Genomic DNA, 15584 nt, shown 5'->3' with positions numbered 1-15584 from the left:
GGGATCGGCGCGTCGCTCGGCCTGTCCATGAACTTTGAAGCGGTCACGGCGCGGTATGTGGACGTGCGCTTGGAGCGCAAAAAGGAAGTGCTTGACCTCTACCACGCCGCCGTCCACGCGGCGGGCGGGCAGACGGAAAAGGAAGCGGAGAAGCCTAAACCGCCAAAAGCAAAAGGGCATGAAACAGAGTTGTAAATCACGCAAGTGCTTACAATTCCTTACCACTTCTTATATTGCTTTATGAAGCTCAGGCACCATTTTGGCGCCACGCGCCGATTTTTGGCGCGTGAGCAGACGCAAAAGAACAAAGAGCAAGCCCGCATAAATCCAGTATTCATGCGGGCTTGCTCGCTTTCATTAAATTGTCCGGCACAAAAACACTGTTCAGGCGTGACGCGAAAAAATACTATTTTTTATTTTACAAGACGATGAAATCACCGCGCAGGGCGTCATGTATGGAGACGACCCCGCCGCCTTGGAAACTGCCGAATCATAATGGTTTAGGTGTCAGAAATGCGTCAGCCGTCCGCAGACAGCTGTTGCAGGCAATTTTTGTCCGGGCGGACGATGAGGGTCTTGTAGTCGTCGTAGATCACCATGCCCGGCTTTGCGCCGGGCGGTTTTTTGACGCGGGACACCCGCGTATAGTCCACCGGCACTTTGGACGCGCCGCCGGCGCGGGACAGTGTGGCGGCGATAACCGCCGCCTCCTTCAATGTGACGTCGTCGGGCGGCGCGCTGTCGAGCCGTATGATCACATGGCTGCCCGGAATCTTTTGCGCGTGCAGCCAAATGTCGCTTCGGGCGGCCGTCTTCATCGTGAGCGCGTCGTTTTGCCGGTTGTTGCGCCCGGCCAGCAGCGTGACGCCGGCGGAGCTCACAAAACGCATCGGCTGTGACGTCGCCGGACGTGCGTCCCGCCGGGACCGGGATTTGGCAGCTTTCAAATACCCGCCCTGTGTGAGCTCCTCCGCAATTTCCTGCAAGTCCTGCCGTGAGGACGCCCGCTCCAAAGCGTCCAGTACGCTGTCTAAGTATTCGCTCTCCCGTTCGCCGGCGGCCATCTGCTCCGCCAGCACTGCCTCGGCAGTCTTGGCGCGCCGGTAGTCCTTATAATATTGCGCCGCATTGCGCTGGGGCGTCCATTGAGGGTTCAGTGGGATCTCCGTCTCGCCGCCGCGGTAGAAATCCGGCACTGTGACCGCCCGCCAACCCGGTTCGATCTGGTACAGATTCGCCATCAAAAGATCCCCATACTCCCGCAGACGCTCTCGCGTCTGGGTTTTCTCCCATTCCAGCCGCTGGGCCGCCGCCTTTCGCCGCGCGCGGTCACGCAGCGTCGTGACCAGCTTCGTCATCTCCTGCGCGCCGGCTCGCATCCGTTCCTTGGCGTCGCGCGTCGCGTAAAAGATGTCCAGCATCTGTGAAAAGCTGTCCGCGCGGCGCGGCGCATACAGCGCCCCGTACTGAGTGATGGGCCGGTAAGAGAAATCGACCGCCCCATCCCCTTCCATGAGCAGCCAGGGCGCAAAATGCCGCGCCAACACCTCCGACCGCCATGCCAGCGCCGCCCGCAGACAAACCTCATCCTCAGCCGACGGACCGCCAGCTAAGTGGACGATCTCTCGGCACAGCAGCGGCGGCAGGCCGGCAAAGGTCTGGAGCAACCAGTCGTCAAAAGGCTGCCCCGGCGGCCGGCCGGCGGCCAGCGCCGCCCAGACTGTCCCGTCCGTGGTAAGCGGATCCCGCTTGCCCTGCCCCGGCGGCAGGTGATAGAAAAGTCCGGGCAGCACCTGACGCCGCTCGGACATCTCCATGTCCACCCGCCGCAAGCAGTCGACGATGCGCCCGTCCGAGCCGATCAAAATCAGGTTCGAGTGCCGGCCCATGAGCTCCGCCGCCAGCGTCTTCCGGCAGGGTTCACCCATCTCGTCTGTGGCGTCAAACACAAACAGCAGCACGCGCTCAAGCGGCGGCTGCCGGACCTCGACCAGACGCGCGCCGATCAGATGCTTGCGCAGCAGCATGCAAAACATCGGCGGTGCGGCGGGGTTCTCCCGTACCACCTCGGTGATATGCGCCCGCGGCGTGCGGGACCCAGCCGCGAGCAGCAACCGCGCCGGCCCGCCGGGTCCACGCATGGCCAATACCGCCTCCTCGCGCGCCGGCATGAAGACTTTGTCCACACGGCCGCCCGCCAGAGCGGCGCCCAGTTCGTCGGCCAGTGCCGACAGACACACCGCGTCCAGCGGCATTTTTCCTCCCAACCTTTCTTGGCAACTGACAATTGCAAATTGACAGTTTTTCTCTTATTTCAGTGCTGCGTCATGCTGAGCCAGACGGCGGGCTCCTGCGTGGTCTCCGACTCCAAAACGGTGAGACCGGGCAGTACCCGGCGCAGGTGCGCTGCTACGGATGTAACGATGGGATGTTCCGTGTGAAAATGCCCGGCGTCGATCAGTGTGACATCGCAGGCCCGCGCCGTCAAGAAAAGGCTATGTTTTACATCTCCGGTGATGAAGGTGTCGCATCCATGGCGCAGCACGTCGTCGAACTGGCCGCCCGACGCGCCGCTGCCGACGGCCACCAGATATGACGACCGGCTGCCGGCCACAAAGCGCACCCCGGGACCATGCAGCCGGACTCGGACCTGCTCGGCCAGACATTCCGGGGAACAGGGCGCCGGCAGCCGGCCCACGCGCCCGAGACCGTATACCCGCCCGTCCGTATGGACAAACCGAGCACCCAGTATCTCATAGGGCGGCGCGAGGCCCACCGCGCGGGCCAGCGCCTCGCTGACGCCGTCCGGCGCCGCGTCCCAATTCGTATGCATGCAGAGAGCGGCGATTTTATGCTCGGCCAGCGTCAGCAAACGCGCGCCCTCCTCTGTCTCCCCGGTGATCCGCCGGGTCCCGAAGGTCACCGGGTGGTGCGTCACCAACAACTGCACTCCCTGCGCCACCGCCTCTTCCACCGCGCGCCGGTCCGCGTCGAGCGCCACCAGCACGCGGGACACCGGCGCCTCGCGCCGTCCCAGCAGGAGCCCGGCGTTGTCCTCCGGAAAGACGTCCCGCGCCCAGGCAGACGGCGCGAAGTCCTCCAAAACAGCCTCTATCTTGCCCACCGTGCACGCCATCACAATCTCCTCCCGTCTCGTCGTAGCATCTAAGGGTCTGTCAGCAAGCGGCATTCTCCAGCGCTGTCAACGCCGCTTTCACCCATGTCAGTCGCTCCGCGTCCTCCGGCTTGCGCGAGGCGGCCAGCGCTCGCATCTCCGCACGCAACCGCCGGATCTGGCGGGCGAGATAGACCGGAAAAAGCGGATCCCCTGCCGCGCGCAACGCCGGCCCCACATACCAGGCACCTGGCGGCGGTGTGACGCGCGGCCCACCCGGGCGAGCCGCCAACACATTGTACAGCCGGCCTCCCTCCGCCGCCAACCGCTCTCCATACAACTCATAACCGTGTTCAGCCAAAAAGAGCCGCAGCCGTTCGGCGTGCGTCATGGGCTGCAGCAAAAAGACCGCCTCCGGCAGCGGCGGCGCGGTGCGCAGGATCCCGGCGATCGTGTCGGCCCCCATGCCGGCGATGACCACTGTGTCCGGTCTCTCCCCGGAGAGACCCTGCAGACCGTCCGTCTGCACCAGCCGGATAGACGCCTCCAACCCGCAGTGTTCCACCAAACGGCGAGCCCGTGCCAGCGGCTTTTCACGGACGTCCGTGGCCACGACGCAGGCGACCCTGCCCGTCTGCACGAGCCATACGGGCAGACGCGCGTGATCTGTCCCGATGTCGGCCACCCGCGCGCCCGGCGGAATGAACTCGGTGAGCACGCGCAGCCGATCCGGCAATTGTATCACCGTCTTCGCCCCCTCGCCACCCATCAGTAGATAAACACCCCCGCTGAGGCGGGGGTGTTTGCAACTGCCAACTGTCAATTGTCGTCAGGCTGTACTTTTCTCCAGATGCGCATTGATCTTGTGCAGCATCTCGTCCGCGTCGACGCCGTGCACCAGACAGGCCTGCTCCAACGTCTCGCCGCGCGAGGCCGGGCAGCCGAGGCAGTGCATTCCAATCTCCAAAAAGAAGTGCGCCGTCTGACCGTCGATCTGCAATATATCGCCAACGATGGAATCCTTCGTCACCTGTACCACGCGTATCGCCCCCGATTTTCCGGCGGGTTAGCCCGCCCATATTTTGCTTCAAAAAATCGGGACCGCCCAGTGGGCGGCCCCGATCTGGATTCCTTAGCCGTTTTCTCTCATGCGGGCAAAGCAATCACTGCAATAGACCGGACGATCGGTCTTCGGCTCGAAAGGCACCTTGGCCTCTCCTCCACAGGAAGCGCAGACGGCGGTAAAGAACTCTCTCGGAGCACGAGAAGCGTTTTTACGGGCGTCGCGGCAGTTCTTGCAGCGCTGCGGCTCGTTCATAAAGCCGCGCTCCGCGTAAAACTCCTGCTCACCGGCGGTAAACACAAAGTCCTCACCGCATTCTTTGCACTTTAAGGTTCTGTCTTCGTACATGTTTTTTCCCTCACTTTGACTCAGTCTTGCCCGTGGATGTTCTCACCGACGTCTTGAAAGGTTCGACGGACTTGAGGCACGGGGCTAAAATATGCTCGGCAGGGTTCCCTGCTATCGCCAATAGGTTGGCCAGCTTCTTTCTGGCGCGTTGAACGGCGTTGTCCACCGACTTCGGGGACTCACAAACGATGGCTGCAATTTCCCGATACGACAGCCTTTCCAGATAATGCCCCAAAATCTCGGCTTCCAAGCCGGACAGCAGTCCCTTCCATGTGCCGATAAACTCCGTGAATTCCTCGCGCCCAATGGCAAACGCTTCGGGGTCTAGACGACAGTCGGGATACAAGACAAAGTCCGCGGCGCAGGTTTCCTCCGCACCGTTCGAAGAGGGGGGCTCTATGGACATATAACTGTTACGTGGTTGTGCTTGCAGCGATTGACCGTGTTGACAAACCGGATATACTCAGTTGCGTATGCACAAAACAGCAAATGTGTAAGAAGGAAGTATTGCTTATCTATTATAAACACAAAGCCTTCCATCTGTCAAGACATTTCACAAACGTTGTCGTTTTTCTTCTTAATCGGGGGAGCAATAAAAAATGCTCTTTGTCCGTTTTCATCACTTCTGGCGTGCGATAGTCCAGCATTTCTCTGTTTGTCACTGTATTTTTCTATTTTTTAGAAAAATACAAAAATACAGCTGTTATAGGAAAAAATGGGGCTCTTTAGGCGGAGACGCGGCTGATGACCGCGGCAATGGACTCCGCCAGAGACTGTACAAGCGTGTCCTCGGGACCTTCCACCATCACGCGGACCAGTGGCTCCGTACCGGAGGGGCGCACCAGAATGCGTCCGTCGCCGGCCAACCGCTCCTCCGCCCCGCGGATGGCCGCCGCCACCTCCGCGTGCCCGGTCAGCATATGCTTCATCTCGTTGCGCACGCGCACGTTGACAATGAGCTGCGGATACTGCGCGAAACCAGCCAGGAGTCCCGACGCCCGCCGGCCGGAGCGCGCGGCGATCTCCAAAAAGCGCAGCGCCGTGAGCTGTCCGTCGCCGGTTGTGGCGTACCGATGAAAGATGAGATGTCCGGACTGTTCGCCGCCCAGTGTGTAGTCTCCTTTGCGCATCTCCTCCAGCACGTTGCGATCGCCGACGGCGGCGGAGACGACGTGCAGCCCATTGTCTCGGGCAAAACGATGGAATCCTAGGTTGCTCATCACCGTGGCCACGATGGTGTCGTGGTGCAGTCGGCCTCGGCACTTCTCATCCAGCCCGCAGACCGCCATGATCTGGTCTCCGTCGATGAGGCGTCCGTTCTCGTCCACCGCCAGACAGCGGTCGGCGTCCCCGTCGAAGGCCACCCCCAGGTCAAACCGACCCTCGATGACCCGCTCCCGCAGCGCGTCCAGATGCGTGGATCCGCAGCCCGTATTGATGTTGACCCCGTCCGGCTTGTCAAACAAAAGCTCGTAACGCAGCCCCAGACGAGAAAAAAGCCCTCGCGCCGTGCGGACCGCCGCGCCGTTGGCGCAGTCGATGGCCACACGCAGACCGGAGAGATCGCCTTCCACCACGTCCATCAGGTGGGCGATGTAGCGCTCCACCAGCATCTCATCGCGCTGGATCCGTCCGATGCGCTCGAAGGTCTCCTGCGGGCAAGGACGATCCGAGAGGATCATCTCCTCCATCTCCTCCTCCAGAGCGTCGGAGAGCTTGTAACCTTGCGCGTTGAAGATTTTGATGCCGTTGTGCTCAAATGGGTTGTGCGACGCGGAGATCATGATCCCGGCGTCGGCGGTATGCGCAGTCAGGTAGGCCACCGCCGGCGTCGGCACCGTGCCGAGCAGCACGGCGTCGGCCCCCACCGAGGTCACGCCCGCCACAAGCGCCGCCTCCAACATGTCTGAAGAGACGCGGGTGTCCTTCCCGATGCAGAAGCTGGCCTTGTGCCGCTCCGTCTCCGTGAGTACGCGCGCGGCGGCCTGCCCGACCCGAAAAGCCAGTTCCCCACTCAACGTCTCGCCGGCCACCCCGCGGATGCCGTCGGTTCCAAACAATTTACCCATGTCGTCTTTTCCTCTCTGTCTCAATCTCAGCCAAATGTCCTGAGGGCGCCTCCCGCAGCGCCGGCGCCTCACCTACAGTGTATGCGGCACGCCCTCTGTCTTGTGCCCGGCCGCCGGCGGCGGTCTCAGGGACCGTTAACAGCTTCTCATGGCAGTTCGATCCATTCCTGAGTCCCGTGCGGGAGACCACCCGGCTCCTGCCCCACATAGGGAACACCCAGATGCTCGCAGGCGAGACGAGTGACACAGCGCCCACGCGGCGTACGGTTGATAAACCCGAGCTGCAGCAGGAAGGGCTCGTATACGTCCTCCAGAGTGATGGACTCCTCCCCGATGCTGGCAGCCAGCGTATCGAGCCCCACGGGCCCGCCCGAAAAATTGCGAATGATGGCCTCAAGCATGCGCCGGTCGACGGCGTCGAGCCCCCGATGATCGATCTCCAGCATGGAGAGCGCGGCGTCCGCCACCGGTTTTGTGATCACTCCGTCGGCCCGTACCTGAGCAAAGTCACGCACCCGCCGGAGGATGCGATTCGCGATTCGCGGCGTGCCCCGCGAGCGGCGGGCGATCTCCGTCGCGCCGTCCGTCTCAATGGGGATGTCCAGGATGGACGCGCTGCGCCGCAGGATCTGCAAAAGCTCCTCCGGCGTATAGAGCTCCAGCCGGAGGATGACCCCGAACCGGTCGCGCAGCGGCGCCGTGAGCTGCCCGGCCCGCGTCGTGGCGCCAATCAGTGTGAAGCGCGGCAGGTCCAGTCGAATGGAACGGGCGGACGGCCCCTTGCCGAGGATGATATCCACCGCATAGTCCTCCATGGCCGGGTAGAGCACTTCTTCCACCGCACGGTTCAGGCGGTGGATCTCATCCACAAAAAGGATATCGTGTTCGCTCAAATTCGTGAGCAGCGCCGCGAGATCCCCCGCCTTCTCGATAGCAGGCCCCGACGTGATGCGGATGTTCACACCCATCTCGTGGGCGATGACACCGGCCAGCGTCGTCTTGCCGAGCCCAGGCGGCCCATAGAGCAACACATGGTCCAGCGGCTCCCGTCGGCCCCGGGCCGCCTCTATGTAGATACGCAGGCTCTCCTTGGCCTTTTCCTGCCCCATATACTCAAGCAGGGTATGTGGGCGCAACGATACCTCCGTGTCGTCGTCCCGCAGCAACGAAGCGGTGACGAGCCGCTCTTCCATATCGTCAAATTGAATGCCCATCGCCGCGCCCTCCCCCCGAAATGGGATTCATCCGGTCACTTCACCATACGGCGCAATGCCGCACGGATCAGCGCCTCCACGCTCATCTCTTCCGCGTCGATGCCGTTCAGCGCCTGGAGCGACTCCGCGGCGGAGTAACCCAGGACCATCAGAGCGGCCTGCGCCTCGCCCACCTGCGTGAGGGCGCCCGGCCCGACGAGAGACGCCGACCCGGAGGTCGACGCCGGGGCGGAAAACGACTTGCCGAGTTTGTCTTTCAGTTCCAGTACGATGCGCTGCGCCAGCTTTTTGCCGACGCCCGACGCCGCTGTCAGCGCCTTCTCGTCACCGGTGAGCACCGAGAGAGCCAGCCGCTCTGGCGTTGTGACCGATAAAATGGCCGTGGCCACGCGCGGACCCACGCCCGAGATGCCGATCAACATCTTGAAGGCCGCAAGCTCCTCTCGCGCGGCGAAGCCGTACAGATCGCAGATGCCCTCGCGGAGATACAAAAAGGTATACAGTCGGGCCGTCTGTCCCGTGTGCAGCGTCCGCAGCGTCGAAAGACTGGTGTGGCAGGCGTACCCCACGCCGCCGGCATCAATCACGGCCAGATAGGGCTCCGTGTGCGCCACCTCGCCTCGGATGTAATCGAACATGGAGGTTTCTCCCATAATATGGAGCGTTGCACTCCACATTTGTAAATATTTTCCTTTTTGTGCGCTCTGTTCGTTTCATACCCAAAACAGAACCGTCACGGGCATTATATCATGTTCCGCCACCGCTGTCATGTTGTTTTTACATGCCCGCGTCAAGGAGGGTTTCCGCATAACAATTGTAAATTTTCTATGAACAGAAAATACAACGAAAATCTGCCCTGGTCGACGACTGTTTTTTGATTCAATGTTGCTTATTCATATTAAATCCAAATTACTCATTGCATTTTTCAAGAAAATATGTTATACTGACCAGAATCAACGAATAGAGGCACAACATGCGATGCCCTTTGACTTTGGATAACGAGGGGGGATCTTTCTCGTGACGACAAACGACGCGACCGGCCTCAATGAGGCGCAGCGAGAGGCTGTCCTGACGACGGAGGGCGCCGTGCGAGTGGCCGCCGGGGCAGGCACGGGCAAGACGCGGGCGCTGACAGCCCGCTTCTGCCATCTCGTCTCCGCGCTCGGCATCGCCCCGCGCAACATCCTTTGCGCCACATTCACAAACCGGGCGGCCCACGAGATGCAGCACCGGGTGCGCGCCGTACTCGGCGACCTGGATCTCGGTTTTCTCGGCACCTTCCACGCCTTCTGCGTGCATCTCCTGCGCGAGGACATCCACAGACTGCACTACCCGAAGAACTTCCTCATCCTGGACATCGAGGACCAAAAGCAACTGCTGCTGAAGGTTTTCGGCGACATGGGTCTGACTTTGCGGGAGACTACGATAAAACGGACCATCGACGAGGTGTTGGAGGCCAAAAAGCTGCTGGCACAGAGCTACATCGATCACCTCAGCACGCCCGACGGGCAGCCGCTGGCGGCAGCCGTGGCGCAGGCGGGCAGCCGGGACGAGGCGATCTTCCTGCGCTACCTTCAGGAACAACGAAAATGTTTCGGCTGCGACTTCAATGATCTCATTAATTTTGCCCTCTACCTGCTCGAACATGCGCCCGACGTCCGGCAGAAGTGGCAGGACCGGATGCAGTACGTCATGGTAGACGAGTTCCAAGATGTGAGCGGACGACAGTACAAGATTGCGCGCATTCTGGCCGAAAAGCACGGCAATCTGTTCATCGTGGGCGACCCGGACCAGACGATCTATTCGTGGCGCGACGCCCACGTCGCGCTCTTTTTGGACTTCGACAAGGTATACCCAAACGCCAGAACCCTCGCGTTAACGACAAACTACCGCTCTACCCCGGAGATCCTTGCGGCGGCGGGCGCGCTGATCGCGAAAAACACGCGACGCCTGCCCCACCCTCTCGTCCCCGCAAGACCCTCCAGCCGACGGCCGCTCTACTGTCATGCGCGCGGCGAGCGGGAGGAGGCCGAATGGATCTGCACCGAGATCGGGGCTCTGCGCGCCGGCGGCACGCCGCTCGGCTCCGTGGCCATTTTGTACCGCGCCCACCATTTAACAAGAGCGCTGGAGGAGAGTTTGATCGAACACGAACTCCCCTACCGAATCTTCAGCGGCATCGAATTTTACGGGCGGCGGGAGATCAAGGACTTAGTCTGCTACCTGCGGATGGTGACGGCGGGCGACGACATCGCGTTTTTGCGGACAATCCACACGCCGCCGCGCCGAATAGGCAAGAAGAAGCTGGACACTCTAAAGGCATATGCGGCGCAACAAAATCTGTCGCTCTACAACGCGCTGAAGTTATACCTGCACGCGGACTGGCTCCGGGGTTCGGAGGCCCAGGCCTATGTGTACGCCGTCGAATCCGTCCGGGAGATACACATCGCCGGCGCGGCGCCCGGCGATGTGTTCCAGATGCTGCTCGTCCACAGCGGCTACGAGGAATACATGCGCCTTCAGGGGGACCAGGAGCGCCTCGACAACATGGCGGAACTCACGCGGGCGGTAGCGGCGCTGGGACAGGACGCGGACGCCACACTGGAGGACTTTCTGGCGCGGGTCGCGCTGCTCACGAACCTCGACCGCGAGGATACGCGAACGCGTGAGAACGTCAAACTGATGACCATTCACACCGCAAAAGGCATGGAGTTCCCCCATGTGTTCGTTTGCGGCCTGAGCGAAGGCGTCTTCCCCGGCCGGCGGATCGACACTCTCGATGCCATGGAGGAGGAGCGCCGGCTCGCCTACGTCGCGGTGACCCGAGCGATGGACCGCCTCTATCTCTCCGACGCCGAGGGTGCGCTGGGCGACGGTCTCTTCAAATGTCCCTCACGCTTTCTCTTCGACATGGGATGGGAAAATTTAGAAATTATAACGCCACTGGACACCTCTCTGGAGGAAAACGCGCGGCGGCGCATCGCCTATGAGGAGGAGCTATTGAGACACAACCGGCCGGTCTTTGAAGCCGGCAAACGCGTGGTACATCCCGTCTTCGGCGCGGGAACCGTGGCGGAGCTGCGTCTCCGCGAGGGTTGCTACGTCATCCGTTTCGACGCCCTGTCCACCGAGCGCAGCATCCGTTTCGGTACGGAACTGACCGCCGCATCGGAGGAAATTTCATGAACTGTCGCCGGCGTGTCAACATGACGCGGCGCCCCCCTCCCTTACTCGTTCCACTCCCATCGTTCCGCTGCCTAAGGGTCTGTCGAAAAATAACCTATACATTTGACTTGCCCTTTTGCGCCCCGGCCGCGTTGCCGGAACACAAAATTGCTGCGCCAACTGCACACTTTATTTTCCGACAGACCCTTACGCTATGTTTCCACTTGAAAAACACTACTGTCCCGGTGGACTTCCGCCTGTTGAGTTCTCATAAAGAGAAAACCCGGATAAACGGTAGCCGGACGGACTTTGATAAACGCACCAATGCTTACAAATTGTGTCAATACGCCATGAGCCAATCGTTTAAATTTGTCTCTGTCCCCGCAACAGGTCGCCTCACTCTATGCCCGACGTTGGAATATTGAGGTCTTCTTCAAAACCATAAAGTCCTGCCTCGGGTTTGCTCGTGAATGCCAAAGCCGCTCGTTTGACGCCATTGTTTGTTCTGTGGCTGTTGTGTTCACACGGCATATGATCTTGACTTGGTTGAATCTTGGCTTGCCAGAACCGGAAACCAAAACGGATTATCTATAAAACAAATAAAAACTTCTGGTAAAATTCTGACTTCTTTAGTGAATAAGATGTGACCCGAGCGACGGTCCGAAAGGAAAATCTATCCATTAGGAAGTATAATAAAAAAGGATTAAAGCCTTTTTCAGCGTTTAATCCTTATAGGTATCTTTTCCCGGCAATTTTATCTCTATATGGGCCCCAGTTGGCTCCATATTTTCAAAGAATATACTTGCTTTTCCGTTGTAATTAAGATCCAAAGTTGCTTTTACATTCCTCAAGCCGAAACCCTTGACATGATTCATTTCTAAGTATGGACTATTTATTTCCGCCAAGACTTCGCTTGGAAACCCTTTACCGGTATCTTCAACAACTAGAGTCAAAATATTTTCATTATTTAATAAAGAGTTGATTTCGCTGCATTGTATAAATATACATATATCATATGATGGATCCAAACCATGTTTTATGCTGTTTTCCACAAGAGTTTGCAATATCATAGCCGGAATCCGGCGGTCATTGAAATCGTCAGGAATTTCGGTCATTAAAAACACTTTATCAGGCAATCTAATTTTTTGCATATTAATAAAATGCTCAATCTGGCTGAGCTCGTCTTTCAGTGACACAAGAACAAATTCTTTATGAAACATATAACGCGAAAAGTGCGAAAAATCAGAGATAAATGCATACAGTTTTTCATTTTCTCCTGTTCGGGATAAATTCGCTATTGTAGTAAGACAATTCAAGATAAAATGAGGCTTAATCTGCATTTGGTAAAACTGTAGTTCTGCTTGTTGCCTCTTAATGCGTTCTTCATAATTACGAATCTTTAATGTCTCAATCTGCTTTAGCATTTGCATATAAGAATTATATATATCTACATACTCGCGAGCAATACCCTTAGAACTTGTATCAAATGAGAAATCCCCTTGCCCCATTTTAATGATTGCGTCTCTAATACGTTCCATAGGATTCATAACCTTTCTGCAAAGGCAAAAAATAACCCCTGCGAACGATAGAAATGACGCAATTATTATAACGTATGACAAAGAGTATACCCAAGAGATATTATGCCTAATCTCTTTATCGGGTTTAACCAAGAGCAGCCGGAAATTTGCCATAGCCGACTCTGCGCCTACAATCAGCTGCTTCTCTGCATTTCCGGTTAAATAATAGGATGATAAGTCTTTTGAAAGGTCAAGTTGGTGTTCTTGTGTCAGATTTATATCTGTTAGAGGGTTTCCGCTATTATCGGCGAAAATCAAGTTTGTAATCTTCAATTTATCATAGGGCAGTAGTGATTTTAAGGTTCCGGGTTTTGTCACTATGCCCAAATATCCCCCGTCAAATGCCTTGACATTTAAAAAATATTTGTTCCCATTTATCGTAACGAGAGTCCAATTAACATCAACATTTTCTCCGTTCGACGGGAGGCTTTCAATATATCTCCATAAAGACTTTTTTTCGGAATAAGAGATCTTTTCTCCCGAGGCCGAAACAACACAATTATACTTGGTAGTGTATGCAAAGATATTGTCTATTGCGGGATATAAATTTATTGTTTTACGAAAGTCGTTGAATAAAGATACATTCGCTAATAGACGCTGATCATCATCCGGACTGCTAAGTTTCATTAACTGTGAAGTGTCACTCCTTTTAGTAACCAGCAGCAAATTATTGTCGGACAAATATGAATCAACTTGATCCACATAGAGTGAAGCAATATCAATGTTGCTCAAAGAAATCTGATCACGAAGGGTTGAAACTACTAAAGAGTAGCTGATATTGATAAAAATCAATATTGGAATAAGGATAGACGGTACGTAAATTAGCAGCGTTTTTCTAATTGGTCTGTTTTTCACGCTATTTCCCCTTTTCCCTCTCAGCCAGACCGGCCTCGCTCCCGGCACATCCAGCGTCCGTGCGTACTTCCTTGTACTGACACCGTTCAATATCCAGGCCAGAATCGCTTCGTTCAATGGGTCCTCATCCTGAAACAGCTTGAGTACTTCGAAGGGCAGCTCCCCCGTCCCATCCACAGCTCGGACCCGCGGACGCTCGGTGTGTACCTTCTGTCCCCCCAACACTACTGTCGTCTGCTCGGTCCCGTGTCGATACCCGGTCCGCTCGGGCATACTATGCTTGCCCTTGGGCCCAGCATACGTCGCCACTTCTGCCTCCATCATCTCCCTCACCACATCCAACCCCAGCGAGATGCTCAGTTGCAGCAACCCCCGGCTGGCCTTCTCGTACAGCTGTTCGATCCCGACTTTCTCCGAAATCCTCTTGACGCCCGTGTCCCTCATCTGATAAACTTTCATTGTGGCAAGTCATCCAGTGGATCAATAGTATTTCTCGCGGCAAGCGAAGCGAAAATCCGGTAACCGCAGAAAAGATCCAGTTGCTGTTTGTCGGCGAGCTTGGAGTTTATTTTTGAGTCGATACTTGAATACGGATACGATCCCATTATAACAGTTACATTTATTCTTTCTTTAGTTATTCTATTAAGAATTTCAATAACACGATCAAAGAGTGGCTTAAAAACATTGGATTCACTGGATTTCTCGGCACTCTTGTATGTTCTTTCATCGGAAAACAATCGCTTTTTCAGATCCGAAAAACATGATCCTTTCGTTGGACAGAATGCGAATATTTCTGAGAAAATCGGTCGAAAAACGAATAACCAAATAGCTGTAACCTTTGATTTTACTGGGGTTGAAGCAACTTTTTCATCTGCGAAGTTCGAGATAGTTAATTAAAGGGGTATGGCAAATGGGGTATACTGTTCTCATTTTTGAAGATGACATCACTGTGTTCCGGTCGTTGTTAATCAATATTGACTGGTCTCGACTAGATGTCACAAACCATCTTACTGCGAACAATGTACCAGACGGACGTCTGCTATTCGAAAAAAACAATATTGATCTTGCTATATGCGACATTGAGGTTATTGGCGGTACCGGCCTTGATCTGTTAAAGTGGGCCAGGGAGAATAAATATAAAGCCGAATTTGTTTTTTTAACAAATTACGCTGAATTTTTATACGCCCAGGACGCGTTAAAACTAGGAGGCAATGATTATATCCTGAAAACTGAGCCAATGGATGTCATTGAATCGGCGATCGAACGCTCGATCTCAAGAATTAAGATTAATAACAACCATTCTCCAAGCGGTAATTATGAGTACCCCGAACAGGTTGCCGCCGAAAATGCACATTTGAAAGACTGCAATCCTTTAGAGATCAGTGTCGATGCTTATTGGGAAGAATGGAAATGGTGCTTTCTTAACTTCGAGAAAATCAAGTTGCTTGATGATATAAAAAGCTTTTTTCAAAAGGCCAAAACAATAATTCCGGTTAATTCTAGTTTTTTAACGTTATTTCATTATGATTTTATTAATAATACATATAAATTGCTCAATGATTTTGATATTCCACCAAACGTGATGTTTGATGATGAACTTCTCTCCGATCTTTACAAAAAAGCAACAGTATCAGTTCTTGATATGGTAAGATGGCTAAACCATTTTATTGACAAGGCAATTGCTTGTCTGGATGAAAAGAAGCCCAACGACACAATTATAGAGAAAGCAAAATCCTATATTCAAGAAAACTATACAAATGATATTAACCGGCAGAATATCGCAAGAGTTTTGGCGATCAACTCAGATTATCTGTCTAGACTGTTTAATAAACAAGTTGGCATTTCTATTCCCGAGTATGTCACGGGTATGCGTATTGAACGAGCGAAACAGCTTATGAGCATGAATATGCTGGTAAGCAATATATCAACAGCGGTTGGAATTACCAATTTTTCTTATTTCTCAAGGATATTTAAAAAATACACTGGAATGTCCCCAAGGGAATATAAGAAGAGTCTTTCAGTTTAAGAGATTATCGACAATATACCTTGACAGAATATCTGAGGACGTATAGCGGGCCGTGTAAATGGGAATAATCTCCACAAGGAAAGAAGGAGGAGATGTTCTCGATGACACAACTGAACGAAGAAGAACGCGCGCTCGTAGGTCTGATAGCGGAA

The 15584-nt window shown here is 55.4% G+C and carries 14 protein-coding genes; 4 read left to right on the top strand and 10 right to left on the bottom strand.

Going from position 1 to position 15584, the window contains the following annotated elements; all coding sequences use genetic code 11:
- Positions 1 to 195: integrase (locus tag LBK75_03320; GenBank protein MDR1157325.1), on the top strand; the 195-nt coding region annotated here is incomplete at its 5' end.
- A gap of 323 nt (positions 196 to 518) precedes the next feature.
- Here the strand turns inward: LBK75_03320 and LBK75_03315 are convergent.
- The 9 genes from LBK75_03315 to ruvA all read right to left on the bottom strand — a co-directional run bounded on the left by LBK75_03315 (position 519) and on the right by ruvA (position 8447).
- Positions 519 to 2255, bottom strand: coding sequence for an NFACT family protein (locus LBK75_03315; GenBank protein MDR1157324.1), 1737 nt, complete (start codon positions 2253 to 2255; stop codon positions 519 to 521).
- 59 nt (positions 2256 to 2314) lie between these two features.
- Complete coding sequence (locus tag LBK75_03310; protein ID MDR1157323.1) at positions 2315 to 3136, bottom strand: Nif3-like dinuclear metal center hexameric protein; 822 nt, start codon at positions 3134 to 3136, stop codon at positions 2315 to 2317.
- 40 nt (positions 3137 to 3176) lie between these two features.
- The gene (locus LBK75_03305; protein ID MDR1157322.1) at positions 3177 to 3860 is read right to left on the bottom strand and encodes a class I SAM-dependent methyltransferase; all 684 of its coding nucleotides are present in this window, start codon (positions 3858 to 3860) and stop codon (positions 3177 to 3179) included.
- Between the two features lie 84 nt (positions 3861 to 3944).
- Entirely contained in the window at positions 3945 to 4154 is a 210-nt protein-coding gene (locus LBK75_03300; protein MDR1157321.1) for a DUF1858 domain-containing protein, read from the bottom strand.
- 93 nt (positions 4155 to 4247) lie between these two features.
- The gene (locus tag LBK75_03295; protein ID MDR1157320.1) at positions 4248 to 4526 is read right to left on the bottom strand and encodes a zinc-ribbon domain containing protein; all 279 of its coding nucleotides are present in this window, start codon (positions 4524 to 4526) and stop codon (positions 4248 to 4250) included.
- 10 nt (positions 4527 to 4536) lie between these two features.
- Positions 4537 to 4932 carry a hypothetical protein gene (locus LBK75_03290; GenBank protein ID MDR1157319.1) on the bottom strand — a complete coding sequence of 132 codons (396 nt, stop codon included), beginning with the start codon at positions 4930 to 4932 and terminating at the stop codon, positions 4537 to 4539.
- A gap of 319 nt (positions 4933 to 5251) precedes the next feature.
- The gene (gene glmM, locus LBK75_03285) at positions 5252 to 6595 is read right to left on the bottom strand and encodes a phosphoglucosamine mutase (GenBank protein ID MDR1157318.1); all 1344 of its coding nucleotides are present in this window, start codon (positions 6593 to 6595) and stop codon (positions 5252 to 5254) included.
- 146 nt (positions 6596 to 6741) lie between these two features.
- Positions 6742 to 7788 (bottom strand): Holliday junction branch migration DNA helicase RuvB, encoded by a 1047-nt coding sequence (gene ruvB, locus LBK75_03280; protein MDR1157317.1) that lies wholly within the window; start codon positions 7786 to 7788, stop codon positions 6742 to 6744.
- Positions 7789 to 7844: 56 nt separating this feature from the next.
- Positions 7845 to 8447: a Holliday junction branch migration protein RuvA gene (gene ruvA, locus LBK75_03275; GenBank protein ID MDR1157316.1), complete on the bottom strand. Its 603-nt coding sequence runs from the start codon at positions 8445 to 8447 to the stop codon at positions 7845 to 7847.
- 379 nt (positions 8448 to 8826) lie between these two features.
- Here ruvA and LBK75_03270 point away from each other — a divergent pair, with 379 nt between their 5' ends.
- Together LBK75_03270 and LBK75_03265 are read left to right on the top strand one after the other, a co-directional pair.
- Positions 8827 to 10995 (top strand): ATP-dependent helicase, encoded by a 2169-nt coding sequence (locus tag LBK75_03270; protein MDR1157315.1) that lies wholly within the window; start codon positions 8827 to 8829, stop codon positions 10993 to 10995.
- 348 nt (positions 10996 to 11343) lie between these two features.
- A complete protein-coding gene (locus LBK75_03265) occupies positions 11344 to 11568 on the top strand; it encodes a transposase (GenBank protein ID MDR1157314.1) in 225 nt (74 codons plus the stop codon).
- Positions 11569 to 11696: 128 nt separating this feature from the next.
- On the opposite strand, the gene LBK75_03260 is transcribed toward LBK75_03265, so the two are convergent.
- Positions 11697 to 13865, bottom strand: coding sequence for a histidine kinase (locus LBK75_03260; GenBank protein ID MDR1157313.1), 2169 nt, complete (start codon positions 13863 to 13865; stop codon positions 11697 to 11699).
- Between the two features lie 451 nt (positions 13866 to 14316).
- Between LBK75_03260 and LBK75_03255 the strand changes: the two genes are divergently transcribed.
- Positions 14317 to 15432 carry a helix-turn-helix domain-containing protein gene (locus LBK75_03255; GenBank protein ID MDR1157312.1) on the top strand — a complete coding sequence of 372 codons (1116 nt, stop codon included), beginning with the start codon at positions 14317 to 14319 and terminating at the stop codon, positions 15430 to 15432.
- Positions 15433 to 15584: the final 152 nt, after the last annotated feature.

The organism is Oscillospiraceae bacterium, assembly GCA_031265355.1.
Taxonomy (GTDB): Bacteria; Bacillota; Clostridia; order Oscillospirales; family UBA929; genus JAIRTA01.
Note: the sequence above shows the minus strand (reverse complement) of the source record. Positions and strands in the feature narration are given on the sequence as shown.

Coding starts and splice junctions, on each gene's coding strand:
- LBK75_03315 (MDR1157324.1), bottom strand. CDS start 2,255: ATGCCGCTGGACGCGGTGTGTCTGTCGGCACTGGCCGACGAACTGGGC.
- LBK75_03310 (MDR1157323.1), bottom strand. CDS start 3,136: ATGGCGTGCACGGTGGGCAAGATAGAGGCTGTTTTGGAGGACTTCGCG.
- LBK75_03295 (MDR1157320.1), bottom strand. CDS start 4,526: ATGTACGAAGACAGAACCTTAAAGTGCAAAGAATGCGGTGAGGACTTT.
- LBK75_03290 (MDR1157319.1), bottom strand. CDS start 4,932: ATGTCCATAGAGCCCCCCTCTTCGAACGGTGCGGAGGAAACCTGCGCC.
- glmM (MDR1157318.1), bottom strand. CDS start 6,595: ATGGGTAAATTGTTTGGAACCGACGGCATCCGCGGGGTGGCCGGCGAG.
- ruvB (MDR1157317.1), bottom strand. CDS start 7,788: ATGGAAGAGCGGCTCGTCACCGCTTCGTTGCTGCGGGACGACGACACG.
- ruvA (MDR1157316.1), bottom strand. CDS start 8,447: ATGTTCGATTACATCCGAGGCGAGGTGGCGCACACGGAGCCCTATCTG.
- LBK75_03260 (MDR1157313.1), bottom strand. CDS start 13,865: ATGAAAGTTTATCAGATGAGGGACACGGGCGTCAAGAGGATTTCGGAG.
- LBK75_03255 (MDR1157312.1), top strand. CDS start 14,317: ATGGGGTATACTGTTCTCATTTTTGAAGATGACATCACTGTGTTCCGG.